Annotated in this window: 26 protein-coding genes; 14 read left to right on the plus strand and 12 right to left on the minus strand. The window is 59.7% G+C overall.

Features of this window, described 5'->3' with window-relative positions; all coding sequences use genetic code 11:
- Positions 1-7 precede the first annotated feature (7 nt).
- Complete coding sequence (gene typA / locus IAU67_RS06330) at positions 8-1,924, minus strand: translational GTPase TypA (RefSeq protein ID WP_151841856.1); 1,917 nt, start codon at positions 1,922-1,924, stop codon at positions 8-10.
- Between the two features lie 283 nt (positions 1,925-2,207).
- Here typA and IAU67_RS06335 point away from each other — a divergent pair, with 283 nt between their 5' ends.
- Positions 2,208-2,894, plus strand: coding sequence for an Rv1157c family protein (locus IAU67_RS06335; protein ID WP_151841857.1), 687 nt, complete (start codon positions 2,208-2,210; stop codon positions 2,892-2,894).
- Between the two features lie 90 nt (positions 2,895-2,984).
- Here the strand turns inward: IAU67_RS06335 and IAU67_RS06340 are convergent, their stop codons facing one another.
- From IAU67_RS06340 to IAU67_RS06360, 5 genes are all read right to left on the minus strand, one after another.
- Positions 2,985-3,491, minus strand: coding sequence for an RsmD family RNA methyltransferase (locus IAU67_RS06340; protein WP_151841858.1), 507 nt, complete (start codon positions 3,489-3,491; stop codon positions 2,985-2,987).
- A gap of 1,189 nt (positions 3,492-4,680) precedes the next feature.
- On the minus strand, positions 4,681-5,073 hold the full coding sequence (locus tag IAU67_RS06345; protein WP_151841859.1) for a hypothetical protein: 393 nt from the start codon (positions 5,071-5,073) through the stop codon (positions 4,681-4,683).
- A 3-nt stretch (positions 5,074-5,076) separates the two neighbouring features.
- Positions 5,077-5,436 carry a hypothetical protein gene (locus IAU67_RS06350; protein WP_151841860.1) on the minus strand — a complete coding sequence of 120 codons (360 nt, stop codon included), beginning with the start codon at positions 5,434-5,436 and terminating at the stop codon, positions 5,077-5,079.
- Positions 5,433-6,506, minus strand: coding sequence for an LGFP repeat-containing protein (locus tag IAU67_RS06355; RefSeq protein WP_225723462.1), 1,074 nt, complete (start codon positions 6,504-6,506; stop codon positions 5,433-5,435). Before IAU67_RS06355 ends, IAU67_RS06350 begins: the two co-directional genes overlap by 4 nt.
- A 447-nt stretch (positions 6,507-6,953) precedes the next feature.
- Positions 6,954-7,370 carry a DUF3151 domain-containing protein gene (locus IAU67_RS06360; protein WP_151841862.1) on the minus strand — a complete coding sequence of 139 codons (417 nt, stop codon included), beginning with the start codon at positions 7,368-7,370 and terminating at the stop codon, positions 6,954-6,956.
- A gap of 244 nt (positions 7,371-7,614) precedes the next feature.
- Between IAU67_RS06360 and IAU67_RS06365 the strand changes: the two genes are divergently transcribed.
- Positions 7,615-8,049 carry a hypothetical protein gene (locus IAU67_RS06365; protein WP_151841863.1) on the plus strand — a complete coding sequence of 145 codons (435 nt, stop codon included), beginning with the start codon at positions 7,615-7,617 and terminating at the stop codon, positions 8,047-8,049.
- 86 nt (positions 8,050-8,135) lie between these two features.
- On the opposite strand, the gene IAU67_RS06370 is transcribed toward IAU67_RS06365, so the two are convergent.
- Positions 8,136-9,305 (minus strand): acyl-CoA dehydrogenase family protein, encoded by a 1,170-nt coding sequence (locus tag IAU67_RS06370; protein ID WP_151841864.1) that lies wholly within the window; start codon positions 9,303-9,305, stop codon positions 8,136-8,138.
- 288 nt (positions 9,306-9,593) lie between these two features.
- On the opposite strand from IAU67_RS06370, the gene IAU67_RS06375 reads away from it, so the two are divergent.
- The 4 genes from IAU67_RS06375 (at position 9,594) to IAU67_RS06390 (ending at position 13,923) form a co-directional block, all read left to right on the plus strand.
- Positions 9,594-10,217, plus strand: coding sequence for a DUF4232 domain-containing protein (locus IAU67_RS06375; RefSeq protein WP_151841865.1), 624 nt, complete (start codon positions 9,594-9,596; stop codon positions 10,215-10,217).
- Between the two features lie 84 nt (positions 10,218-10,301).
- Positions 10,302-12,053, plus strand: a complete 1,752-nt coding sequence (locus IAU67_RS06380; protein ID WP_151841866.1) for a hypothetical protein — start codon at positions 10,302-10,304, stop codon at positions 12,051-12,053.
- Between the two features lie 63 nt (positions 12,054-12,116).
- Complete coding sequence (locus IAU67_RS06385) at positions 12,117-13,025, plus strand: DUF808 domain-containing protein (RefSeq protein WP_151841867.1); 909 nt, start codon at positions 12,117-12,119, stop codon at positions 13,023-13,025.
- 22 nt (positions 13,026-13,047) lie between these two features.
- Complete coding sequence (locus tag IAU67_RS06390; RefSeq protein ID WP_151841868.1) at positions 13,048-13,923, plus strand: patatin-like phospholipase family protein; 876 nt, start codon at positions 13,048-13,050, stop codon at positions 13,921-13,923.
- A 209-nt stretch (positions 13,924-14,132) separates the two neighbouring features.
- Here the strand turns inward: IAU67_RS06390 and IAU67_RS06395 are convergent, their stop codons facing one another.
- From IAU67_RS06395 to IAU67_RS06405, 3 genes are all read right to left on the minus strand, one after another.
- Positions 14,133-14,741, minus strand: coding sequence for a hypothetical protein (locus IAU67_RS06395; RefSeq protein WP_151841869.1), 609 nt, complete (start codon positions 14,739-14,741; stop codon positions 14,133-14,135).
- Between the two features lie 784 nt (positions 14,742-15,525).
- Complete coding sequence (locus IAU67_RS06400; RefSeq protein WP_151841870.1) at positions 15,526-16,179, minus strand: hypothetical protein; 654 nt, start codon at positions 16,177-16,179, stop codon at positions 15,526-15,528.
- 96 nt (positions 16,180-16,275) lie between these two features.
- Complete coding sequence (locus IAU67_RS06405) at positions 16,276-17,025, minus strand: sulfite exporter TauE/SafE family protein (RefSeq protein WP_151841871.1); 750 nt, start codon at positions 17,023-17,025, stop codon at positions 16,276-16,278.
- A 321-nt stretch (positions 17,026-17,346) separates the two neighbouring features.
- Here IAU67_RS06405 and thiC point away from each other — a divergent pair, with 321 nt between their 5' ends.
- Genes thiC through IAU67_RS06440 form a run of 7 tightly spaced genes read left to right on the plus strand, consistent with a single transcriptional unit; the run spans position 17,347 to position 24,169 of the window.
- Entirely contained in the window at positions 17,347-19,167 is a 1,821-nt protein-coding gene (thiC, locus tag IAU67_RS06410) for a phosphomethylpyrimidine synthase ThiC (protein ID WP_151841872.1), read from the plus strand.
- Complete coding sequence (locus tag IAU67_RS06415; RefSeq protein WP_151841873.1) at positions 19,148-19,963, plus strand: thiamine phosphate synthase; 816 nt, start codon at positions 19,148-19,150, stop codon at positions 19,961-19,963. The genes thiC and IAU67_RS06415 overlap by 20 nt, the downstream gene beginning before the upstream one ends.
- A 12-nt stretch (positions 19,964-19,975) precedes the next feature.
- Positions 19,976-21,103, plus strand: coding sequence for a glycine oxidase ThiO (thiO, locus tag IAU67_RS06420; protein WP_151841874.1), 1,128 nt, complete (start codon positions 19,976-19,978; stop codon positions 21,101-21,103).
- Complete coding sequence (thiS, locus tag IAU67_RS06425) at positions 21,100-21,300, plus strand: sulfur carrier protein ThiS (protein ID WP_151841875.1); 201 nt, start codon at positions 21,100-21,102, stop codon at positions 21,298-21,300. Before thiO ends, thiS begins: the two co-directional genes overlap by 4 nt.
- Before the next feature lie 6 nt (positions 21,301-21,306).
- Positions 21,307-22,089, plus strand: coding sequence for a thiazole synthase (locus IAU67_RS06430; RefSeq protein ID WP_151841876.1), 783 nt, complete (start codon positions 21,307-21,309; stop codon positions 22,087-22,089).
- Complete coding sequence (locus IAU67_RS06435) at positions 22,089-23,294, plus strand: ThiF family adenylyltransferase (RefSeq protein WP_151841877.1); 1,206 nt, start codon at positions 22,089-22,091, stop codon at positions 23,292-23,294. Before IAU67_RS06430 ends, IAU67_RS06435 begins: the two co-directional genes overlap by 1 nt.
- Positions 23,291-24,169: a bifunctional hydroxymethylpyrimidine kinase/phosphomethylpyrimidine kinase gene (locus tag IAU67_RS06440; protein ID WP_151841878.1), complete on the plus strand. Its 879-nt coding sequence runs from the start codon at positions 23,291-23,293 to the stop codon at positions 24,167-24,169. Before IAU67_RS06435 ends, IAU67_RS06440 begins: the two co-directional genes overlap by 4 nt.
- Here the strand turns inward: IAU67_RS06440 and IAU67_RS06445 are convergent.
- Complete coding sequence (locus IAU67_RS06445; protein WP_151841879.1) at positions 24,166-24,672, minus strand: 2'-5' RNA ligase family protein; 507 nt, start codon at positions 24,670-24,672, stop codon at positions 24,166-24,168. The genes IAU67_RS06440 and IAU67_RS06445 overlap by 4 nt on opposite strands.
- Before the next feature lie 94 nt (positions 24,673-24,766).
- Between IAU67_RS06445 and IAU67_RS06450 the strand changes: the two genes are divergently transcribed.
- Positions 24,767-25,171, plus strand: coding sequence for a hypothetical protein (locus IAU67_RS06450; RefSeq protein ID WP_151841880.1), 405 nt, complete (start codon positions 24,767-24,769; stop codon positions 25,169-25,171).
- Between the two features lie 20 nt (positions 25,172-25,191).
- Here IAU67_RS06450 and ychF read toward each other — a convergent pair whose 3' ends face one another.
- Complete coding sequence (gene ychF / locus IAU67_RS06455) at positions 25,192-26,277, minus strand: redox-regulated ATPase YchF (RefSeq protein WP_151841881.1); 1,086 nt, start codon at positions 26,275-26,277, stop codon at positions 25,192-25,194.
- Positions 26,278-26,475 lie beyond the last annotated feature (198 nt).

Here is a 26,475-nt window from a genome sequence, read left to right on the forward strand (position 1 = left end):
CCCTACATTAGGACTTGTTGTTGCGCTGCTTCTCGCGGGAGCGTGCACGAGCACGCTCGGTTGCGTTCAGGATGGTCTTGCGGACGCGCAGAACGTTCGGTCCAACCTCCACGCACTCGTCGTTGCCACAGAACTCCAGTGCCTCATCCAAAGACAGGGTGCGGGCCTTGGCCAGGGTGACCGTGGCGTCTGCCGTGGCAGAACGCATGTTGGTGAGCTTCTTTTCCTTCGTGATGTTGATGTCCATATCCTCATCACGGTTGTTCGCACCCACAACCATGCCCTCGTAGGCTTCCATGCCTGGCTCGACGAAGAAGTCGCCGCGGTCAGCCAGCTGCTGGAGTGCATAGGCGGTGATCTGTCCGGAACGGTCAGCCACCAGGGATCCCGTGGGGCGAGACTTAATGGCGCCGGCCCACTCATCCCAGCCATCGGAGATGGAGTTGGCGATACCTGCGCCACGGGTCTCCGTCAAGAACTGGGTGCGGAAACCGATCAGGCCGCGGGCTGGGATGCGGAACTCCATGCGCACCCAGTCGCCTTCGCGGACATCCATCGTCTGCATCTGGCCTTTGCGGGTAGCCAGCAGCTGGGTGATCGCACCCTGGAACTCGGATGGGGAATCCACGGTCAGCATCTCGTACGGCTCCATGGTCTTGCCGTCCACGACCTGCGTCACAACCTGTGGCTTTCCAACGGTCAGCTCAAAGCCTTCGCGGCGCATGTTCTCGATCAGCACGGACAGAGCCATCTCGCCGCGGCCCTGAACCTCCCAGGCATCGGGACGCTCGGTAGGTAGCACCTTGATGGAGACGTTACCGATCAATTCCTGATCCAGGCGGGCCTTCACCATGCGGGCGGTCAGCTTATCGCCGCCGCCCTGGCCTGCCATCGGAGAGGTGTTCACGCCGATAGTCATGGAGATGGCTGGCTCGTCGACCTTAATGCGTGGAAGCGGCTGTGGGTCGTCCACGTCGGCAATAGTATCGCCGATCATGATGTCCGAAATACCGGAGATGGCGACAATATCGCCGGCGATGGCCTCCGTGTCCGGCTGGCGCTCGAAGCCCACGGTGCGCAGCAGCTCTGCAACCTTCACCTGCTTGATGTGCTGTGCGCCGTCTTCGTCGTAATGGATCCAGGAAACCTGCTGGCCCTTCTTGATCTGTCCGGAGTAGATGCGTAGTAAGGCGATACGGCCCAGGAAGTCGGACGAGTCAAGGTTGGTGACGTGCGCCTGCAGTGGGCCGTCCACGGACGCCGACGGCTCAGGCAGCACGTCGTAAATGACGTCGAACAGGGCCTGCAGGTCCTCTGCCTCGGGCACGTTGCCGTTGCCTGGATTCTCCGTCGACGCCTTGCCCTCGCGACCGGAGGCGTAGAGCACAGGAAGGTCGAGCAATTCTTCGGCGGCCGCGGCGGCGTCGTCATCTTCCAGGCCTGCCGCGATCTCTAGCAGGAGGTCCTGAGACTCGGTGACGACCTCGTCGATGCGGGCGTCCGGGCGGTCGGTCTTGTTGACGCAAATGATAACCGGCAGCTTGGCCTCGAGAGCCTTGGTCAGCACGAAGCGGGTCTGCGGGAGTGGGCCTTCGGAGGCGTCGACCAGCAGAACCACTCCGTCCACCATGGAGATGCCGCGCTCAACCTCACCACCGAAGTCGGCGTGGCCTGGGGTATCAATCACGTTGATGATGAGGTCGCCGCCGTCTTTGCCTAGACCCTTGCGGTGAATGGCGGTGTTCTTCGCCAAGATCGTGATACCGCGCTCGCGTTCCTGATCATTGGAGTCCATCACGCGATCCGTGTGCTCGCCGTGGTCGCCGAAGGCACCGGATTGTTCCAGCATGCCGTTCACCAGGGTGGTCTTACCGTGGTCAACGTGTGCGACGATGGCAACATTACGGAATTCAGTTCTAGCCAAGATCCCAAATCTTCCTTATGTGGGGGAAAAGTTTAACCACAGCATTCTACCCCCTCACCCCAGGTTCGATCCATTCGACAGGCGGTAGCGCCCTGCGTGTTACTGTCATCCGTGCTGGCCAGAGGCTCTTTTGCCCGAATCTCTAAAAATTTCTTCGTTGTGATGACATCCGAGGCTAGGGGTGCTAATGTAAGCAAAACGATCATACAGCATGACAGATGTGAACAAAGTGACTAATGTGGTTAATGTTACTCGTGATGTTCACCAATTTGAGAGGTTGACCGTGTCTATCACCAAACGATCTTTTCGCGCCCTTGTGGGCCTCAGCACCGCCTGCGCCCTGGCAGTACCTACGCTGATCGCCCCAGCAACTGCTAACGCACAGGTAGGATCCTTGGATCACCTCGGCCGCCCCAATGCCGAAACCCTGAACGCCATCGAAGAATTCACCAAGAACCCTAACGTTCCACCACAGGTTGGAGCAGCACTCACCAAGCTTGTTGGCTTCTTCCGCGGCGAGGAAGGCAAGGGAGTACCGATCCCTAAGAACGGCCCACACTTCACCCAGTTCGCATGGCCAACCATCTCCCAGAACTGCATCGGCGGCAAGAACAACGCCGTCGGCACCGCAGCAGCGGTCCCTGGTCCAGCCAACCTGCCACTCCCAGGCGTCGCGCCAGGCGAAGTGAACTTCGTGTTCACCGGCCTGGGCACCGGAACCATTGCCAAGGAACAGCACTCCCAGATGAATGTTCACTGGGTCAACATCAACAACGGCAAGCGCGGCGTTACCCCACTGAGATTCAACGGAATCAACCCAGAAGGCCCTGGCACCGTCAACGGTGCTGCCCAGACCGGTCCAGGCACCGTGCTCGCCTACATTGATGGCGGATTCACCGTAAACAACAAGGATGCAGCTCCAAGCACCTGCAACTTCCTGCCCACCGCCGGAGTTATCCAGGTTCCTTAAACCACGCACTCCGGGTGGTTAGCTTTAGCCATCAGGCGCGCACACTGCCACAACGATGAGGTGTCCAGCGTCATATCGACGCTGGGCACCTCATTGTTGATCTCTCACTTTACCGTTCCGGTAGGTCTTATGTTCCCGATATCCTTGGTACAGTCTCGCTACCTTATATCTGGTATTACTCTCGATGGCATCGCAGATGCGGTCGCCTTCGTCTAACCAGCCGCGTTCATCTATTAACTCTTTCCAGGCCAGAGCATATTTCTCAGAATAAGGATTCCGTGTCCGTCGATAGTCCTGAGCAGGATCGTCATAGATACGCTCTTTCCACTGTTGAATCCACAGATGCAAGTCTTCGACAACCTCTGGTATCACTGCAGAGCACTCCTCCAGAAAAGCAGCGCGTTCTTCCTGATTCACACCCCACATACCGTCAGGCCTATCTACATCAGGGTAGAGAGCAATGTAATAAATGTTTCCGTCGCTAATCACGAGCACCCTTTTGCTTGCTGTAATTTGCACAGAGGCTTCTTGCGAACCCAACTTCGACAACATACCCTGATTCTTGCTCGAGCTGATGACTGATAATGAAGCCTTCACGGATCCACTCGTTCAAATTTATATCCGCCAAAAAACCTCGCGAAGTGTTACAGAAGGCTTCTTGAGATATTTCTAACCACGGACCCTCATAGTTATCAAGCCACGCTTTGTTCCAGTCTCTCAAGCGTTTCGTTAATCCCGGAGATAATCCAAGACTCTGAGGGCTTGCAAACCCCGAACTATTTCGTAATTCTTCCTCCGTCTGACCTCCCCATATTCCCCACTCAACTCCCCATTCGGGATTTAAATTTATCACCTGATCAGACCCTTCCGACATCCGCCCCAGTTCCTTCCCTCATTACCTCTAGTGTATGCCGTCTAATAAGTTTCATATTAGACCATATTATAACAAAACTTCGCACGCGTGACCAGGTATTATACCTGGTCCTAATATAAGTTCCTGCCCCTTTGACTCGGCCACACTATAGCCCAGCACCCTGCGCGTATACACGTCGGCACCAAACGCAGCCTAGCAACAGCCCTGCTTGGTGTAGACATAGGCAAAATCTGCCACCCACCGCTGATCAGGTCCTTCCACAGATTGCGGCACCCATAGACCCGACGATTGGCAACCCACAGGTTTTAGAGGTGGTTTGCCTCGTACGCTTCGTCCAGCTCGGCATCGGTAGGGCCACAATTACGTGCCTGATACCGATAATAGGTCACAGGAGAAATACGGTGTTGGTGCTCTACAAGGACCTGGCACATCCGCTCGATGGAATACAAGTGCCGGTGGGCATGGAGAAACTCCACGGCTACTGTACGTTTGCGGTCGAGTTCCGCCTGGGGGAAAAGCCGATGCCAACCTCACAATCTGGTTGCCCTCTGTCAGCTGCTTGACTTCCTTGGGCAACCAGGCAATCTCGGCATCCTTGTCCCGCTCGGCAACGCCCGAGGAAACCACTGCTTCCTTCTCGGCCTTAAGGATCCAGTTGTTCAGTGTGGCCGGGTTGATATCCAGCGTCCCACCGATCTTGCGGCGCACCCCAAGCTTCGCCGCGCCCACCTCAGCAACCACCTCGTAGTACAAGCACAGCGCACGGTCCTTGGTCTCTTAATCAAACCTCATAGTGCCCACGGATCCCATTGTCTCCTATTTAGTTCGTACACTCTCACAGCCCTAGGACGCCTCATTTTTCCTTATGAACAATAGAGCGCGGCTCAAATGCAACCAGGGGAACATGGGCAATCAGCGCCCATAGTGAGACCGATAGCGAGGACGCCACCTTCCTTTAAGCGCATCATCAACCTGCACACAATCTTCGTATCTTCTATATACCCTCGCTACCCTATAGCCAGTTTCAGACTCTATAAGGTCGGAGATTCTATCGCCTTCCGCAACCCACTCAAGCACGTCGAAGCCCGTTTCCCATACCTGATGATACTTTTCAAGATACTCAGTATAGAAGTTCTCCTCCCATTGCCTAATCCAATCTTTCAAATCACCCAGAATCTTCGGGTCTTTTTCATTACACGCCGCCTGGAAGGCTTTCAACTCCTTTTCCCCAACACCCCAGACCCCATCAGGCTTTACCACATCAGGATAGATAGCAACGCAACTACAATTTTCATCAATAAACATATTTCACATTCTAAAAGAAGAGTACCTGCTAAGATAACTAGTAAACCCTAGACGTACGCCATATCCAGTTTCACGTTCCAAATTCTTAGCAATAATAAAACCCTCACGTATCCAGCCATCAAGGTCAAAATCTTCAGAAAAGCCCCTCTTATTATTAGAATGATGCCCCTCAACAAACTTTCTATCAGGACCAACATAATTATCAAGCCAGGCCCTGTTCCAACCCCTTAAACGTTGCGTTAATTCTTCAGACAGCCCTAAGTACTGGGGGGTTGCAAATCCTGGACTATTTCGCACTTCTTCCTCCGTCCGACCTCCCCAAATTCCCCACTCAACACCCCATTCGGGATCTAAATTTATCATCTGATCAGACCCTTCCGACATCCGCCCCAATCCCTTCCTTTTCGATCATCTTCAGTAAAAGCTGTTCGGATCAATTTGGTATCCGACCACACAATCACATAACTACGAACATTTGAATAAGTATTAAACCTTGTGCGTATGTACGTACCCGGCTGACTCTCTCTATCAGAAGGCTCACTAGAAAACAAAGTGTAAGCAACACACGTCTGAAAGTCCTCCCATATCTGCTTAGTTATGAACTTCTTCTTCGGCATATGCTTTTGGGAAATATGATCAAATCCTCCACAGTCCAGACGCTCGCCAGTATGATGAAAAATCGTCAAAATCCTATGATCATTTTTACCCCAGCACTCAAGCATATTTTCATAATTATCACCAATTACTTTAAACTCACCGGGCGACCGGAATTGTTCTCCAGGAGGAATATACTCCGACAACTCTGTGTAGGTAGGTGACGGAATCCCTGGAATTTTTATATTTCCTCTCTGAAAAACTTGACTGTCTGCACCGTTGGGATCTCCTTGAATATCGGAAATAGGATAGCCATACGGACCTTTTTCATAACCACCGGCAGCCCACTGAGCCAAGATAGGACCATACACAGGATGCGCACCAGTCTCCGGCGTCCAGTATATAAATCCCCACACAAACCTACTGTACCGCCCGATACCATCAGGAGTCGGCTTTTCATCCTCAACTGGATAACCCAGCATCTGCCCGGATTCACCTCCTAGTTCAACCCATCGATCAAAGATCCGACCCTCAACAGACGCCAACCCCGCCAACGAGCCAAACACATGTGACCCCTGAAAATCCTGCCGACGACCCACACCATCACCAAGACCATACTCATCACTGACCGGATACCCCATCCGACCAGCCTCCCAACCATTACGCGCCCACACGGTAGAAAAGTGAGTAGTAACCGGGTGCGCTCCGGTAGTTGGATGCCAGTAAATGAATCCATTCACAAATTCGTTACGCCGCCCCACACCATCCGGAACACCCAACTCATCCGACTTCGGCCACGTCAAAAAAATCTGCGGCCCACCTAATTGCTCATACTTCACCCGAATCGCACCACACACCCTAAAAGGACTCGGCCAATACGTCCGACAATCCTGCCCCACCCCACGAAAACCCACACCCTGCCTCACCAGGCACCAAACCCTCACGATCAGGAGCGGTCACTGTGGTATCTATCTCTTCTATCTCTCCAAGCATGTCCCCAATCTGGGTGCTTTCATCTTTCATATCCTGCGCCTGAGATGCAGGAACCGTCGCTAGAACCGTCCCGGCCGCAAAGACCAGACTGAGAAATTTCATCACAGGACGCATGACAACCACCGTCATAAAAATGTTAGGGAAAGTAAATTAAACACTATCCTACACGAAACGTCTGCTATGTGGCCAAATTCACAGTGGTCACCCGAACGAGGGTGCGCAACACGCCTCCCTCACCATAGATGCGCGAAGAAATAACGTGAGGTCTCACCCTTCCTCATCGCTGTTCTCAGCTACAGTTTGTCGTCGATGAGAGACTGTACGGACGAGGGGTCGGCGTCGGACAGCATCTGACGGCAGCGGTCGTATTCGGCATCGTCGTCAATCATCTTCGACGCCAACGCCAAGGCCGCAATAGCGCGCAACACCCCTTGATTTGGGCGATGGTCGAAAGGCACCGGACCCCAACCCTTCCAACCATTGGCACGCAAACGATCCAAACTACGATGGTAGCCTGTCCGAGCAGCCGCATACGCAGCAACCCGCTGATCATCGGTCTCGGCACTCCCGATGGCACGCTCAGCAATCGTCGCCCAGACCAAAGGGCTTTCGGGGTGCTTGAGTGCGGTCTCAACGCCAATATCCGCAGGAATATTCTCTTCGGGAAGCTTCACTGGAGGCGGGGCCATCATATCTTTCATCTCAACCATGGCCCCCATTGTAGGGACTTTCATGGGAAGTATGGGGAGCGCACCCGATGAGTATCCCACCCCAGTGGCGCAGGCCTTAACCTAACTAGTACCTTAATCTTAGATGAAACAAAGCTAAGAAAGCGACGTTATGCGGCCTACCAAACAACCTCTACTTCTCACGCTTCTCCTCAGCACGGGACTATGTATCAGTGCGTGCGGCTCAGACGAAGACTCACCCGAACCGCAGGCACAGTTCTCGGCTGTGAGCACGGATTCGGAAGGTTCGCCCGATTCGGAAGACTCGGCTGATTCGGAGCGTGATTCCTCTGAGGACGTGAACCCCACGTCTGAGGCCCCGTCAGAAGAGGCTAAAGCGCCCCAGGAGGACCACGAGGCTTCGGCGCCGAACCCCGTGGGCGAATGCACCACGGAGGCTATGCAGGGCGTCGCTCCCATGCCCAATCCGAGTGTCATGGATTGTGATGGCCATATAGCAAGAGTGGGCCAGCCAAACACTGACTGGATCGCAGTCATGGTGTTTAACGGCCGCGGTTGGGCACATGTCAAACCCATCGGCGAGACAACCGGCTTGGGAATGACACAGTCGTGCTATTCCGCAGAGCAATTGGCCACCGGCTCTGCGTCCATCGTCGACAAAATCCCGAACACTGGGAATAGAGAATGTGTCGCCCGCTGACATCCTGCACAGCAGCCAACATCTTCTAAGAAGGCCTCACATGTAAGCGGCGCCCCAGAGGGGCGCCCGGTTACGTATCCCGGACTCTAGCCCAGGATCTGGCGGCCCATCACCATGCGGCAGATCTGGTTCGTACCTTCGTAGATCTGGGTGATCTTCGCGTCACGCATCATGCGCTCCAGCGGGAAGTCGCGGGTGAATCCGTAGCCACCCAACAGCTGAACCGCATCCACGGTCACCTGCATGGCCACATCAGAGGCGAAAGCCTTGGAACCTGCAGCCATCAGGCCCAGCTTCTCTCCGCCCTCTGCAACACCACGCTCAGCATTGGATGCCGCGGTGTAAATCATGAGACGTGCGGCGTCGATCTTCATCTTCATGTCCGCCAACATGAACTGGGTGTTCTGGAAGTCGGCGATGGCCTTACCGAACTGCTTACGCTCCTTGACGTACTTCACGGCCTCGTCGAACGCACCCTGGGCGATACCCAGCGCCTGCGCGCCGATCGTTGGACGGGTGTGGTCCAAGGTCTGCAGGGCGGTCTTGAAACCGGTTCCCTCCTCACCGATCATGCGTGACGCAGGAACGCGGCAATCCTCGAAGAGCAACTCGGCCGTGGGGGAACCCTTGATGCCCAGCTTGTGCTCGTAGCCAGACACGGAGAATCCTGGATCATCCTTGTGCACCATGAACGCGGAGATTCCGCGGGCGCCAGCCTCCGGATCCGTCACGGCCATCACGGTGTACCAGGTGGACTTTCCACCATTGGTGATGAAGCACTTGGAGCCGTTGATGACCCACTCGTCGCCCTCGCGCACAGCGCGGGTCTTCATGGATGCTGCGTCAGAGCCTGCTTCGCGCTCTGTCAGAGCGTAGGAAGCCATCGCACCCTGGGCGATGTCACCCAGCACTTCCTTCTTCAGCTCCTCGGAGCCGTTCAGGATCAGGCCCATCGTACCCAGCTTGTTCACCGCGGGGATCAGGGAGGAGGAGGCACACACGCGAGCAACCTCTTCAATAACAATCACAGCCGCCAGGGAATCGCCGCCCTGACCACCAAACTCCTCGGGAACGTGCAACGCATTGAAGCCCGCAGCATTCAAGGCATCCAGGGCCTCCTGTGGGAAACGCTCGTTTTCATCCACGTCCTTCGCATGAGGAGCAATCTCACTCTCAGCGAGATCGCGGATGGCTGCACGTAGCTCCAGGTATTCCTCTGGAAGCTGGAAAAGATCGAAATCTGGGTTAAATCCCATGCCTATGTATTCCCTTCGAATAGTGGCGACTGAGTTCTTTCTCATCATGTTATCTGTTTCCGCCTGTAGACTGCAGAAGCCCTAGAGCGTTCTGGGGGTAGCGAGTGGCGGATTGGCACGATCGCGCTGCCAATCCTGCACCACATCGCCGCCATCCCGCCCTTTTCCCGCACCCTCATAAGAGCTGTACATCAGCTACTGATTACAATTCGGACACAATCTGCCTCTGAGGCTCCATATTTCGACATATCACTTTCATGTTCCACCTCTTCCAGATACTTTAGGTGCATGACTTTCCACTCACCCCGTCTGAACGAGCGCTCCCAGGCTCGCCGTCACGGCCGTAGCGCAGCAGTTGTTCTTGTGGCCTCCGCCGCCCTCGGGCTCACTGGGTGTGCAGAAAACAACACCACCAACGAAGCTGAGTTCTCCAGCGCCGCAACCCGCCAGGAAACCCAGGCCGAACCCACTGGAGACACACCACGCACGTCGCAATGCAAAACCTCCAACTTGGAATTGAGCGTTGCCAACCTCCAAGGCGCAGCCGGCTCCAAGGACTTCGACATTGTCTTTAAGAACATCGGCGACGAAAAGTGCACCCTGGAAGGCTATCCAGGGGTATCCCTGGTGACCGACAACAACGGAACCCAGCTGGGCGAGGCCGCCGAACGTGAGAACGGCGTGAAGCCCAAGCCCGTCACCCTCGCGCCGGAAGCCACCGCCACCGCAGCCGTGAGCCTCACCAACGCCGGTGCCCTCCCTCCCCACGAATGCCAGCCCACGCTCGCCGACGGACTGCGCGTGTACCCGCCCAACGAAACCGCCTCCGCATTCATCAAGGTCAATGACCTGGAAGGATGCCACGGCAAAGAGAAGCTCCTCAAGGTACTCCCCGTAACGTCTGACGCTTAATCGGCGCATACATCACCGCACGCTACACAGCGCAAAACGCCAAAAAGGGAACACTCTGCACCCGTGCCAGGTAGGGTAACCACCATGCTTGGGATCCTCGTGTTCGCGCTGTGTGCCCGCGTCCTCCAGCTGAGCCAACGAACCCTCTACTGGGACGACCTGGTCATCCCCGCACACTTCAGCCCCTTAAGCCTCACCGGCGAACACTCCCTGTTCAGGCTCTACGACGGCCACCTCATGCCCGCCTCCGCGCTGGTCCAAGTCCTCGTCCACAACGCCGCACCCCTGGCGTGGTGGCTCCCCGCCCTCATCATCGTGGCACTCACGCTCGCCAGCGCACTCGCCTGGATCCCCGTGGTGCGCCTGCTGCTCCCACACCACCCCCACGCGCAGAGGCTGACCTTCGCAGCACTGGTGTTCTCCCCCTTCCTCATGGACGCTGCCGGCTGGTGGTCCGCCGCCCTCAACGCCTACGCCTGGCAGCTGTGTGCCGCGGGCATGCTGTGGGCCCTCCTCGCGCCGGACTCGCCTCGCGCAGCATCCCCTGCAACAACCCGCGCAACAACTTGCACAACAACCCGGCGTTGGCTACTCCCCCTCCTCATCCTGCTCGCCGGCCTGCTCTTCACCGAGAAATGCCTCACCATCGTCCCACTGATCGCAGCAGTGCTCCTCCTGCGCCGCACACCGCGCGCGCAGCTCCTCCCCCTCGGTCCAGCCTGCGCACTCTGGGCAGGCTGGATCGCGCTCTATGCCACCCTTTCCCACACTGCCGAACACGACGCGCACCCCTCCGGCCTCATGGAGGCCCTGCCGGACGCACTCACCCAAGCCATCCTCCCCGGCACACTCGGCGGACCCTGGGGCTGGGAACGCTGGACACCCGCGAAAGCCTACGCAGCCACCCCCTTCATCCTCAGCGCGCTGTCCGTCATCGCAATCCTTGCAGCGCTGTTCCTTCTTCTCCGCCGCTCTCCTCACCCCCGCCGCACACTCTGTGCCCTCGGCATCTCCCTGGCCTACCTCGCTGCCCTGCTCTGGCTGCTGCACAGCACCCGCGACAGCGAGCACACCTCCGGCGTACTCCTGCGCAGCATGCACTACTATGCCGACTGGTGGACAGCCACGATTGTTCTGGTGGCTGCAACGAGCGCGCGCCCGGCGTCGAATATAAAAAACAACGTATGCACCGCCATCATCACCACCCTGCTCATCGTTTCCTCCACCCTCTCCCTGGCCACCTGGACATGGGCGTGGAAGGACGACCCCACCCGCGACTACCTCACCAACCTCCGCACGTCCATCCGCGAACACCCGCAACCCATGCTGCAACAACAGGCACCGCTGAACATCCTCCTGCCCGTGCTGCACCCCTACAACCTGATCGGCAACATCACCGGCCATGGCTCTGCCGACGCCACCGACCGCCCCACCATGATCGACGACCACGGGCGACTCACCGAAGGGCGCGTCGGCGGATTCTCCCGCACGAGCCCCGGCAACGAACCCAGCTGCGGCACACGCATCTACGCCGGACACAGCGGCTTCATCCACATCGACAACGACCTCCCCTTCGGCGAATGGACATGGGAACTCAACGCCGCCGCCACTCACCCGCACACGACCGTCACCCTGACCACGCCTAACGGACTGGAAACATTATCCGACGCCGAAGCGCGCGCCAGCCACGCCTCCATCGGAACCGAGCTCGCTACGCAATGGGTCAGAGTCTCCGGCGGAGGAGGGTTAATCAGAATCGACGTGCACAATCCAGCGCCAGACGCCAGCGTGTGCATCGGCGCCGGCGCGGTCGGGCCGCTCATTCTGGCAGAATAGGTGAGCACGCACGACGTCTAGGAGAACAGTAGACAAGACGTCACACACCAACCGGGAGACAACATGGCAGGTGGGCTGGTAGCGCTACTCGACGACGTAGCACTCATCGCACGAACCGCAGCAGCAAACATCGACGACGTCAGCGCCATGGCTGGAAAAACCACAGCCAAAACAGTCGGCGTGGTGGTAGACGACGCCGCCGTCACACCCAAATTCGTCGACGGAGTATCCCCCGCCCGGGAAATCCCCATCATCTGGCGCATCGCCAAAGGCAGCCTGGTCAACAAACTGCTGATCATTCTGCCCATCGCGCTGCTTCTGTCCTCCTTCGCGCCGTGGGCGCTCACCCCACTGCTCATGTGCGGAGGGCTCTATCTGGCCTTCGAAGGGGCGGAGAAGATCGTGGAACTCTTCGGCGGCGGTCATGCCGAGAGCCATGAAGAAAAGGCCAAGGATGAAGACTCCCTGGTCAAAAGCGCGGTGATGACCGACTTCATCCTCTCCGCGGAGATCATGGTGATCTCCTTGAACGAGGTGGCCGACCAGAGCCTCGGCATGCGCGCCGCAGTCCTGGCGATCGTGGGATTGATCGTCACGCTGGGCGTGTACGGCGTGGTTGGTCTGCTGGTGAAGATGGACGACATCGGACTGCACCTCGCCCGACAGGACCGAGGTGGACTTCAAAAGTTCGGGCAAGGCATGGTAAACGCCATGCCGAAGGTCCTGGCCACCATCGGAGTGATCGGAACCTTCGCCATGCTGTGGGTGGGAGGCCACATCCTGCTGGTCGGCACTGACGAGCTGGGCTGGCACTGGCCGTACCACACCGTGCACCACATCGTGGAGAGCATCCACCACCTGGGTTCGGTGGTGCAATGGATCGTCGAGACCTTCTTCTCCATGATCTTCGGACTTGTTGCAGGATTTATCATTGTGGGGATAATCCATCTTCTCCCAGGGAAGAAGCATTAAAACACTAGACACGGAGGATCACATGATTGATGCCACCAACGTCGCACTCGTCTTCGAAGGCGGAGGTATGCGCAACGCCTACACCGCAGGCTGTATCGACCGGCTCCTTGCCGAAGACGTGAAGTTCGGCTGGGTCGGCGGTATTTCCGCCGGTGCGACCCATACCGTCAACTTCCTGTCCAGATCCAGGGAACGCAACCGCAAGAGCTTTGTGGAACTCGGCGCGGACCCCTCCACCGGTGGTGTGAAGTCCTTCCTCCGCGGCACCGGATACTTCAACGCCGAATACATCTACGAGCAAATTGGCCTGCCCGACGAAGCGCTGCCCTACGATTTCGAGACCTTCGCCGCAAGCGACACGCCCTTGCGCATCGCGGCCATGAATGCCCGCACGGGAGAGACCATCAATTGGAGCCGTGAGGACATGGACACCATGCCCAAGCTCATGAAGAGAGTACGGGCAAGCTCCACGTTGCCGGGGCTCATGCCCGTCCCCGAGTTCGACGGAGAGGAATACGTGGATGGCGCCCTGGGAGAATCCGGCGGATTGATCACCCAAGCTGCCCTGGACGACGGCTTCGAGAAGCTGCTCATCTTGCGCACCCGGCCTCGCGGTTATGAGAGGAAACCTCCCCGGAGCCCGCAGATGATCCGGCGGCTGCTGCGCAACCGTCCCGTGGTGGCGGAGGCGATGATCACGCGCCACGAGCGCTACAACGCGTCGGTGGCTCTGATCGACAAGTTGGAAGCTGAGGGCAAGGCGCACGTGTTCTATCCCGACCGCATGAAGATCGCGAATACCGAGCGCAACTTCGACCGCCTGGAGCAGGCCTTCAATTACGGTGTGGTGCAGACGCTGAACGAGTGGGACGACTGGATGCGGTTCATCGAGTCCTAGCGCGGCAAAAGCGCGCCTAGGCAGCCTGTCCCGCCACCCGGCGCGCTGCCCGGCGCGGCGGCGCCCATGAGGCGCGGCCTTGAAGCTCAGTGGCACAACCATAGGATTATTTCGCACTTGGAAAATGCCGACCTGGGAAAACACGCCCAGACATGCCACAAAATCCTATGGTTGTGCCACGAGCCTTGCCAAAACCTCCGACCGAAACACTATCGCCTTCTTCTCCGCGGCTTCCGCCAAGCAAGTTCACCGCCTCCGATAACGAAGCGCTTTGGTTCGCACAGCCCCTTCCGGCTTTCTAGTGCGCTGCGAATGTCCCTCACTCCCAGCCCGTTCCTGAAACTCTGCCGTTCAACACGAATCACACAGATTCCTAGGTTCTCCAGGTACGTCTGTCTGCGCCGTTCTTCAAGAAGCACCTCCTGCAGGGACTTTTGGGAGTATTGCCCGCGGTACTTCCCCTCACCGTCGTATTCGACCGCCACTTGTTCCTCCTCAAATAAGTAGTCGGCACGCGCCACAAAAAGCCCATTGTCGGCACGGCAAATGACCGCCTGCTGCAGCGGCGCTGGAAGGCCTTCCTCCCACATCTGAACTTTGAGCTCTGATTCACGAGGGCTCTCTGACTTGCTGCTCACAAGACCAGAAAGGTGCTGAGCTCGTTTAATCCCCGAGCATCCCCTCGCATCACCGAGTGCGGCTTCGAGTTCACTCCGCTTTAACAATCCTCTTTTCAATGCGTAGTCCCCCATCACCACAGCAGCTTCTAGCGATTCCCACCTGGCGACATCCACAATCGTATGCGCCACTGAAGTCACGCGGATTTCTCCCCAGACTGTTGCCACGGGAATCGCATGATGGACCGCCCCAGCGCACAATTTCCGATCGACGGACCTGCCATGGACTTTTCGTTTAGGGACTAGGTATCCAAGGTTTACTCGCTCGGGTTCTTCTGAATAGCTCATAGGTAGGCCCAGTAGGTGCGCTGCACTGAGTCCACAGACAATCGCCTGAGGATTGCAGATGCGTTCTGCTGCAATCACCAGTGTCTTACGATCACGATCATCTAGATGTCGGATTTTATCTCTTTCTAGGTACACCCCTCGGGCATAGCGGTGGAATCCCAGCTGTGCTGCATGCTTGGTGAATCTATTGCGCTCGTCCGCAGCCAGATCTCTCAGCGCAATGATGTGCGGTATCGCCTGATCGCGTCGTTCGTGCGGCGGGGTGACTGACCTGCGGCTTTCCCCATGTACTGACATGACATCCCCCTAGTGTGCCTACATCGCGTGTTGGTCAGATTCTTTTCTCCCTATATAAGACTTCCGTAAGCCGAAAAAGGTTCACTTTTTCTTGGAATCGTGTGGAGGGAACCGGGGAGGATGAGTCGACGGGGGCTCCCCAGCTTGAAGACGCAGCTGTCTCCGCAGTCGATGTGGCGACGATGGCACAACCATAGGATTATTTCGCACGTGGAAAATGACGACCTGGGAAAACACCCCCAGACATGCCACAAAATCCTATGGTTGTGCCGGTACCTCCTACACCGAGCCCAGTAGCAGGCGTAACGACCGGCACTACGTCCCGGTACACCCGGCGCGGCTACAGCATCACCACACCCAGCACGATCAGCACCACGCCGATGGCGTAGCCCGCATACGCCGTCGCCAGGTCCTGCCGCGCCCTCATGGCCACCAACATCTGCCCGAACGGGCTCTTCGGCGCCCTGACAGCCAGCCCCACCAGCACCGCGCTGATGGTCGGCAGGCTCAGCGCCAGCGACGCGTACAGAAACAGCCCAAGGTACGTCACGACCAGCGGAAAGCCCGCCGTGGAGAGAAACGCTAGCCCCACGAAGAAGGGTATCGACGTCGCTGATTGAATCAGTCCGAGCCCCATCCCCACCAGGAACGTGCGCAGCGATGCCTGCCGCAGCGGTGCGGCAAGTTTATCGACCATGGCTGAGGAGTCTCCCCCGCGCATCGTAGCCACGATGCTCAGCAGCCCCACCGCGATCAGTAGGATGCCGACCCACGGCGATTCCAGCGCGCTCTGCACCAGGTCACCAATCCCGCCGAAGATCACCATCGTGATGAAGGACAGCAGCAGCACGCCGAACCAGTCGCCCACCACCAGCACGGCCGCGATTTTCCGGTATGCACGCACGGTGGGGTGCATGATGCCGAGCGCGAACAGCACGCCGATGAGCAGCAGGTTCACGGAGTCTAACAGCGCGAAGCTGAGCGCGTGTAGCATCTCTTTCTCCTTTATATTCGACGCCCAGCGTTCTCCTCCCGAGGCGTGAGCATTAGTGTTCTACCCTACTGGTCGGGCGGTGCGCTGCGCGACTGTTTAGAGGGCGAGGAGGCCTCGGACGAGCACGCTGAAGGCTCCGGCGAAGGCGAGGATGAAGGCGAGTCGCCGTGCGGTCTCTCTGTTGATGCGCGTGGCGAGGCGTGAGCCCAGTGCGATGGCCAGGATCATGGCGACGATGCAAGCGGGCCAGATGGCCCAGGGCACCTCTCCGAGTGATGCGGCACCGGTGAGTTCTTTGACCAGGAAGCTTAAGCCGCCTGAGATGGCGAAGAGTGGTTGGAGCGTGGAGGCCAGCCGCCTGTGGTCCCATTGTGCGGCTTGGGCGTACACGGTGATGACGGGCCCGGCGACTCCCGCCAAGGTGTTGGTGAAGCCGGCGATCGCTCCCGTGACCAGGGCCGGGGCAGCGCCGTTGACCGGCGGGACATATCTCTTCCCGAGGATCACGATCAGCAGAGCCACTGCGATGGCTGCTCCCACCACCACTTGAAGGGCGGGGATGGAGATTCCCCGGATGAGCAGCGAGCCGCACAGTGAGCCGATCACCATGACGGATCCCATGCGCCGCACCATGGCCCAATCTATTCCGCGGCGCATGCTCCAGGAGTTCATCACGGCGTTGATGCACGCAAGAACGTTCACCAGCAAAATTCCTTGCACGGGTCCGATGATGACGCTCAGCAAAGGCGCGGAAATCAGCCCCATGCCCATTCCACCGATGCGTTGCATGGTCGAGCCGATGAAGATCGCGCATGCGACGGTGATGATGAGCAGTGCTCCGCTCATAGGTTCTTACTCCTCGTCAGTGGTCTAAGGCATGGGCAATCATGCACCGAGTGAACATTCTCTCATGCCGCGGCCACCGTGCGCGGCAAGCACTCCACCCCTGCCTCAAGCCCACCGCCTATGCCGCGCCTCTCGTGATCGGTTACATTGGAAGGGCGATATGTGAAATATCCACAACTGAAAACTCCACAACTGAATACTTGTGCACAAATCCACCCCACGGGGGCCCGGAGGAACCGGGCTGAGATGGCAGCTGATACCGCGCTACAACCGTCCGAACCTGTCTGGTTAGAACCAGCGAAGGAAGAGAGGTGCAGCACGATGGCTGCTGCAACACACCCAGATTCAGATAACTCCACGCCACGCAACGGCAACCAGGAGACCCGCTCCAACGCCGGCGAGATCCACCCCAAGCACTCCTACGCTCCCATCTGCGAGCATGGACTCGAGGTCCCAGAGACCGCCATTGAATTGGACGACTCTCCCACCGGCCCCAACGAACCCTTCCGCGTCTACCGCACCCGCGGACCCGAGGCAGATTCCCACGTGGGACTCCCGCCGCTACGTCAGGACTGGATCCTCGAACGAGGCGACGTGGAAGCCTACGACGGACGCGAACGCAACCTCGCCGACGACGGCCGCGGCGCGGAGCGACGCGGCGAAGCGTCCAAAGAATGGCGCGGAGAAAAAAGGAAGCCGCTGCGGGCGCAGGCTGGGCGTCGGGTTACTCAGATGGCCTACGCACGCGCCGGAGTCATCACCAAGGAGATGGAGTTCGTCGCCCTGCGTGAGCACTGCGAGCCAGAGTTCGTACGCAGCGAAATAGCCCGCGGACGTGCGATTATCCCCAACAACATCAACCACCCGGAATCCGAACCGATGATCATCGGACGGAAGTTCCTCACCAAAATCAACGCCAACATCGGCAACTCCGCCGTCACCAGCTCCATCGACGAAGAAGTATCCAAGCTGCAGTGGGCCACCCGCTGGGGCGCAGACACCGTCATGGACCTGTCCACCGGCGATGACATCCACACCACCCGCGAATGGATCATCCGCAACTCCCCCGTCCCGATCGGAACCGTGCCGATCTACCAGGCGCTGGAGAAGGTCAACGGTGTGGCAGAGGACCTGACCTGGGACATCTTCCGCGACACGGTCATTGAACAATGTGAGCAGGGCGTGGACTACATGACCATCCATGCCGGAGTTCTGCTGCCCTACGTCCCGCTGACGTCCCAACGCGTCACGGGCATCGTCTCCCGCGGTGGATCCATCATGGCCGGCTGGTGCCTCGCCCACCACAAGGAATCCTTCCTGTACGAGAACTTCAACGAGCTGTGCGAGATCTTCTCCCACTACGACGTGGCGTTCTCCCTGGGCGATGGCCTCCGTCCCGGCTCCCTGGCCGACGCGAATGACACGGCACAGTTCGCCGAGCTCAAGACCATTGGTGAGCTCACCAAACGCGCCTGGGAATACGACGTGCAGGTCATGGTGGAAGGCCCGGGCCACGTGCCACTGAACATGGTGCAGGCCAACAACGAGCTGGAGCAGGACTGGTGCCACGACGCGCCGTTCTACACGCTCGGCCCCCTGGTCACAGATATCGCGCCGGGATACGACCACATCACTTCTGCGATCGGCGCCGCGCACATCGCCATGGGCGGCACGGCGATGCTGTGCTACGTCACGCCAAAGGAGCACCTGGGCCTGCCGAACCGCGACGACGTGAAGACCGGTGTGATCACCTATAAGCTCGCCGCGCACGCCGCCGACGTGGCCAAGGGGCACCCTGGTGCCCGGGCGTGGGACGACGCCATGAGTAAAGCCCGCTTTGAATTCCGCTGGCACGACCAGTTCGCACTGTCCTTGGATCCCGAAACCGCCGAGGCGTACCATGACGAGACGCTGCCGGCGGAGCCTGCCAAGACCGCGCACTTCTGCTCCATGTGTGGCCCGAAGTTCTGCTCGATGCGCATCAGCCAGGATATTCGGGACACCTTCGGTGCGGACCTGGGCATGCCGGGTGTAGGTTCTCCTGTGGATCCCGAAGTGCGCGAGGCTGCCGCTGGGGAACAGACCATGGCGAAGAAGTTTAAGGAGCAAGGATCCGACATTTATGTCGAAGAGCAACAATGACGAAGGCGTGCTTCGCGATAGTCAGGCCCGGCACGGCTGTGGCTCGGACGTGACACGGTTGGCTGCGGGGAACTCTGCGGCAAAGCCCGCGGTGGACTACTCCGCCTACTTCGTGACCGGCGCCGGCGATCCGCGCACCATCGTGGACCGGGCAGTGGCTGCGGCTCGTGGCGGCGCCGGCGTGATCCAGGTGCGCTCCAAGCCGATCAGCGCGCGGGAGCTGTTTCAGCTGGGCGCCGCCGTGGCCGAGGCTGTCGCTGAGGTGGCCGCCGAGGCTGCATCCCCCGCCGGAGCAGGCGCCGAAGCCCACTCCCCTCGCGTCCTCATCGACGACCGGGTGGACATCGCGCTGGCCCTGCGCGCCCAAGGGTTTCCCATCCACGGCGTGCACGTAGGACAAGACGATCTGCCCGTCACCGCGGTGCGCCAGCTCCTCGGGCCCGACGCGATCATCGGCCTCACCACCGGCACCCTGGACCTGGTCCACGCCGCCAACGAGCATGCCGACGTACTGGATTACATCGGCTGCGGCCCCTTCCGGGACACCCCCACCAAACGCTCCGGTCGCACGCCCCTGGGACTAGCGGGCTACCCCCCGATCGTTCGCGCCTCCGCCGTGCCCGTGGTCGCCATTGGTGACGTGACTGCCGACGACGCCGCGGATCTCGCCACCACCGGCGTGGCTGGAGTAGCCGTGGTTCGAGGCATCATGAATGCCGAGGATCCCGAGAACTATGTTCGCACCCTGCGCAGCAACTTCCGCGCCGGGCAGCGGTCTGTTACCCAGAGTCGCTAAGATCGGCAATCAATGAGAGTCACAATTATTGGCGCCGGCCTGATCGGGCTGGCCACGGCCCTTGAGCTACACGCCACAGGTCATGAGGTGACGCTGGTGGACGAGAGCCCGGCGTCGGGAGCAACATATCACGCAGGAGGAATGCTGGCACCCGCGGCGGAAGTCGTCTACGGGCAGGAACCGCTGTACCCGCTGATGATCGCGGCGGCGCGGCTGTACCCGGACCTGCTCGGCCGCCTACCCGCCGATGCGCGGACCGGGTTCGACGCCACCGGCACACTCCTCGTTGCCGGCGATCGTGCGGACGGCACCCACCTTCGCGAGCTGGCAGCCCACCAGCAGGCGCACGGGATGGATGTGGAGCTCATCACCACGCGGCAGGCGCGGCAGCTCGAGCCGGCGCTGTCCCCTCAGATCTCCGGCGCGGTGCACATCCCGGGTGACGTACAGGTGGTGCCGCGTATTTTTGCGCAGACAATCCTTCAGCACCTGGGGGAGGGCGCCATCGTCCGCGAGCGTGCCTGTGAGATCGACGGCTCGCAGGTCATCACCGCCAGCGGCCGCAGAGTGGACGGCGACCACGTCATCGTGGCATGCGGCGTAGCGGCAGCGGACCTGCTGGCTCCGCATGGAATCACGCTTGACCTGCGGCCTGTGTACGGCGACATCCTGCGGGTGCGCACCCCGAACAACACACCGATTGTGCGGAAGGTGGTGCGCGGATTCGTGGAGGATCGGCCGGTGTATGTGATCCCCCGGCCGATCGACGGGACCATCGCCATCGGCGCCACCAGCCGCGAAGATGGGCGGCCGGCCCCGCAGGTAGAGGGGGTGCACCAACTGCTCCGCGATGCGATCCGCCTGGTGCCGGGGTTGGAGGAGTGTGATTTCCTGGAGGCAACCGCCGGAACCCGCCCCGGAACGCCCGATGACCTGCCGTATTTCGGCAAGATCTCGGATCAGATCACGGTATCGACAGGCTTTTTCCGCCACGGTATTCTGCTGTCCAGCCTGGCGGCCAGGGCAACGCGCGCGCTGCTGGAGGGCGAGGATCTTCAGCACGCGACGGGCGTTGACTTCAGCGCATGCGACCCCTGGCGCAGCACACACTTCCCCCACGAACGAAAGGATGAGCAATGACCATCACCCTCAACGGAGAATCCACCACCTGGCCCGGTGGCAGCGTGGCTGACCTTGTCCAGCACGTCACCGGCCAGGAGGACAGCGCCGGCGTGGCCGTGGCGCTCAACGGCCAGGTTGTTCCGGCATCGCAGTGGGATCGTGCCGTCAGCGATGGCGATAGCGCCGATATTCTGCTCGCGGTTCAGGGAGGCTAACCCATCATGTTGACGATTGCGGACCGGAGTTTTCACTCCCACCTGATCATGGGTACGGGCGGGGCCAGCTCGATGGACATGTTGGAGCGGGCTTTGGTGGCGAGCGGCACTCAGCTCACCACCGTGGCCATGCGGCGTTTCCGTGCTGGTCAGCATGCTGGCGAGAGCGTGTTTGACCTGATGCAGCGCCTGGACATCGCCCCGCTTCCGAACACGGCGGGCTGCCGGACTGCGCGCGATGCGGTGCTGACTGCGCAGTTGGCTCGGGAGGCGCTGGGCACCACCTGGGTCAAGGTGGAGGTGATTGCTGACGATCACACGTTGCTTCCGGATGTCCTGGAAACCGTCGACGCCACCGAGCTGCTCGTCAACGAAGGCTTCACCGTTTTGGCGTATACGTCCGACGACCCCGTGGCCGCCCGCCGCCTGGAGGATGTGGGTGCTGCTGCCGTGATGCCGTTGGGCTCGCCGATCGGGACTGGCTTGGGGATCCTGAATCCGCACAATGTTGAGCTGATCTGTTCCCGCGCCTCTGTTCCTATTATTCTCGACGCCGGCGTGGGCATCGCGTCCGACGCCACCCTGGCCATGGAGCTGGGCTGCGACGGCGTGCTGCTGGCCAGCGCGGTGAATCGCTGCCAGGACCCCGTGACGATGGCGCACGCGATGCGCCAGGCCGTGGAGGCGGGGCGCTTGGCACGCAGTGCCGGCCGCATTCCGAAGCGGGAGCACGCGCTGGCCTCTTCCAGTTTTGAGGGGTTGGCGAGCTGGGAAGATCAGGTGTTGTGATGAGTGACCACACGGAGCTTCCGGCAGACGAGTTGAAGCGTGTTGCGCGCCAACTGAACCTGCCCGGTTTTGGCATGGAGCAGCAGGTAGCGCTGCATCAGGCGCATGTGTTGATTATCGGCGCGGGCGGTTTGGGGTGCCCGGCGCTGCAGCAACTCGCGGCCGCGGGGGTGGGGCGCATCACGCTCATCGACGATGACGTGGTGGATCTGACGAACATTCACCGGCAGATCCTCTTCGGTGCCGAGGACGTGGGCAAGCCCAAGGTCGCAGTGGCAGCCGAGCGGGCTCGGCAGTTACAGCCGGGCATTCAGATTGAGACGGTGCAGAAGCGCCTGACCGTGGACAATGCGGTGCAGCTGTGCGCGGATGCGGATCTTGTGCTGGACGGCAGCGACAATTTCGCCACAAAGTACCTGGTGGCAGACGCCTGTGAGATTACCTCCACTCCCCTGGTCTGGGGAACCGTTCTGCGCTTCCATGGCGATGTGGCGGTGTGGCATTCCGGTGCGAATGCTCGCGACGGCAGGGGTGTGGGCTTGCGGGATCTGTTCCCCCAGTCGCCCGACGCGGGATCCGTTCCCGACTGCGCCACCGCTGGGGTGCTGGGTGTGACCACCAGCGTGATCGCTGGCCTGATGACCACCGCTGCGATCCTGTGGATCACGGGCCTTGAGCAGGTACAGGGAAAGGTCACGTCCTATGAGGCACTGGGCGCACGCTTTCATAGCTACACCGTGGCGGCGGATCCGGGTAGGACGCTAGAGACCTCTCTGGGACAACATCAGCGGCAGGATATCGTCCCGGAGGAGCACCCGGCCGATGAAACGGTGCGCGAGCTGTTGAATCGCGTGCGGTCCGGGGAGGCTGTGCTGGTGGATATTCGTGAGCCTCACGAGGTGGTGGTGGACAGCCTGCCTCCGGAGCCGCTCGGCGTACCCAGTGTGAATATTCCTCTGAGCACCATCAATGACCAGGAGGAGTTCCTCCGGGCATGGCAGGAGTATGACGAGCGGCCCACTGTGGTGATGTGTGCCTCGGGCCGGCGCAGCGCACGCTTCGTGGAAAGCTTCGGCTCCCTGGCCACGCTCCTGGACCTTCCCGGCGGCATTGCCGCTGCTCACCGGGTGCTCGAACAGAACCAACAGGTTATGCACCAGGACACGACGACCCAGGACACGACAACCCACGAGGACAAAACATGATCCCGAACATCCTCTCCATCGCAGGCTCCGACCCCTCCGGCGGCGCGGGCATCCAAGCTGACCTCAAGGCCATCTCCGCCGCCGGAGGCTATGGCATGTCGGTGATTACAGCCCTGACGGCACAAAACACCTGCGGTGTCACCGCGGTGCACGTGCCAGATACGGACTTCCTCACCGCACAGCTGGAAGCCATCAGCGATGACATCCAGATCGGCGCAATCAAGATCGGCATGCTGGCCACAACCGAGGTGATCACCACGGTCAAAGAATGGTTTGACCGCAACCCTCAGCTGAACCAGGTGCCGGTTGTGCTGGACCCCGTCATGATCGCGACCTCGGGTGCACGCCTCCTCGACGACTCAGCCATGGAGGCACTTCAGGGACTCCTGCCCTACGCGCGCGTGATCACGCCAAATATCCCGGAACTGGAAGTCATCAGCAATGTCCAGGATGACAACGGCATCCAGCGCGACCAAGACAACCAAGGCTCGTCTGAGCACTCCATCACCAGCCTGGACGACGCCGTGGAGCTGGCCCAACGCTGGCAGCACCAGGTCGCGGACTCCGGATCCCTCCGCCACGGCTCCGCCCCAGCCGTACTAGTCAAGGGCGGGCACCTCTCCGGATCCCAGGCGGACAACGTGTTGGTGAGGCCCGACGGGAGCACGCTGTGGATCCCGTGCGAAAGGATCAACACCACCAACACGCACGGCACCGGCTGTTCCCTCTCCAGCGCCCTGGCCACGAAGCTAGCCGTGGGTGACCTCGATCATGCGGCGAGCTGGGCGACCACATGGCTGCGTGGGGCGATTGCGGCGTCGGATCAATTACAGGTCGGGCGGGGACACGGCCCGGTTCATCACTTCTATCGCTAGCACTCGCCGGCGAACGGCGTGTAGCGCTGGGCGGCGGGGCTCCACAGGCCCGCGCGCACCGCGTCCAGTTTCTTGAAGTGAGGGGACGTGAGCTCGTCCAACGCCCGGATGTAGTCCGGCACCACGGCCCGGGGCAGGCGCAGCCCCACGGTCAGATGCGGCGACCAGCGATCCCCACGGCCGTCCGGGTTCAGAACGTTGAGCTCGCGGGCGGCCTGCTCTAGCTCGTCGGTGGTTTCCAACAGCCACGCTACGGTCTGCTTGCTCTTCGTTCCGTAGACCACCACGCCGCGGCGCTCGAACTGCGCCGGAATCACCGGCGGCAGTATCTGGGAGGCGCGCTTCACGGTGGCGGGGTCCATCGCCGGGGAAAAAGTGATGGTGATGTGCGGCGTTTGATTCTGGCGGGGGAAGCCTCGCGCCTCAAGCTGGTCGAAAAGCTCCCGCACATAGGCTTCGTGGGGCTCGCTGAGGTGCAGCAGGATGTTATCCGGTGAGGTCACAGTCTCATTCCACCTCCTTGAAATGTCGCCTCGATGTGTCAATTTCTGTATTTTAGTGATGAAGCGTCTTGTCACAACCGTCAGGATTTATCCCATGCACCATCTACCAGATATCGAATGCATTTTCTCAGCCACGCAATGCGCCCCCGACACAGTCAATTCCATACTCAACGATATTGACACACATCAGACAGAGACTCTCACCGCGGCGTTGCGTCTCCTGGAAGATTATATCCTCGCACACACGGAGACAGACGCGGAAAACGGAGCCGACAAGGACCTCATGACGTGCTACGAGGTCACTATTGGTGAGTTGATCAAGCGCTATATTCCTGCTCGCTGGAAAAGGCTCGACCAGGCCACAGCAGGGCTGGACGGGCACGGCATTCTTCTGCCCGATGATTCTGTCATTGTTCCGAAAATAATGCTCGAAGATTTACTTCACACTCGTCGGACCGGAACCCTCGAGTTTTATCTTGTGGGAGTTAATGGAGAATAATCGCACCCGATTTCCTGTCATTACACGTTGAACTTAAATTCAACGACGTCTCCGTCGTGCATCACGTAGTCCTTACCCTCCTGACGAACCTTTCCAGCCGCACGAGCCTCCGCCATCGAACCCAACTGGTCCAAATCATCGAAGGCAACAATTTCCGCCTTAATAAAGCCGCGCTCGAAATCGGTGTGAATCACACCCGCAGCTTGCGGCGCCGTGGAGCCCTGCTTGATGGTCCATGCGCGGGATTCCTTAGGGCCTGCCGTGAGGTAGGTCTGCAAGCCGAGGGTCGCAAAACCGGCCTTTGCCAGGGTCTGCAGGCCAGGCTCGTCCTGTCCCACTGAGGCCAACAGCTCCGCCGCCTCGTCCTCGTCGAGTTCCAGAAGCTCCGCCTCAGTCGCAGCATCCAGGAACACGCAGTCAGCCGGGGCAACCAGATCGCGCAGTTCCTGCTTCTTCGCCTCATCCGTCAGCACGGATTCGTCGGAGTTGAACACATACAGGAACGGCTTCGCGGTCAGGAAGTGAAGATCGCGCACTGTGGACAGGTCAATCTCGCCCTTCACCGCAGCCGAGGACAGCGTACGGCCATCCTCAAGGATCTCCTGAGCCTTCTTCGCACCATCCACCTGGTCAGCCAATTCCTTATTCTTCCGCGCTTCCTTCTCCAGGCGCGGGATGGCCTTCTCTACCGTCTGCAGGTCAGCCAGGATCAGCTCCGTCTCAATGACCTGAATATCCGACGCCGGATCGACGCGCCCGTCCACGTGAATCACGTTATCGTCACCGAATGCGCGGACGACCTGGCAGATCGCGTCGGCGTCGCGAATATTGGCGAGAAAGGCGTTACCCATGCCCTCACCGTCGGCGGCACCCTTCACGATGCCGGCGATGTCCACAAAGGACACGGTGGCAGGCAGGATGCGTTCGGAACCGAAGATGTCGGCCAGGCGTCGCAGTCGTGGGTCCGGCAGTTCCACCAGACCAACGTTGGGCTCGATGGTCGCGAAGGGGTAGTTCGCGGCCAACACGTCGTTGTGGGTCAGTGCGTTAAATAGCGTGGACTTGCCCACGTTAGGCAGTCCAACAATTCCGAGAGTTAGAGTCACGCTCCTCATCGTATCGTGTCCCCCATACAGAGACACGACGGGCTAAGGCTTGCGCCCCGACGTGTGCCCCGCGTGGGGGCATTTTGACTCAGACTGGCTGGAAGTTTGCAGTTTCCATTCCGAAAATGCCCTGAAGTGTGAGGGCGGTGATATAAGGTGTGAACACCCTAATTGGTGACTCTCGCCTGCTCCCACCGT

It is taken from the genome of Corynebacterium zhongnanshanii, assembly GCF_014490575.1.
GTDB classification, from domain to species: Bacteria; Actinomycetota; Actinomycetes; order Mycobacteriales; family Mycobacteriaceae; genus Corynebacterium; species Corynebacterium zhongnanshanii.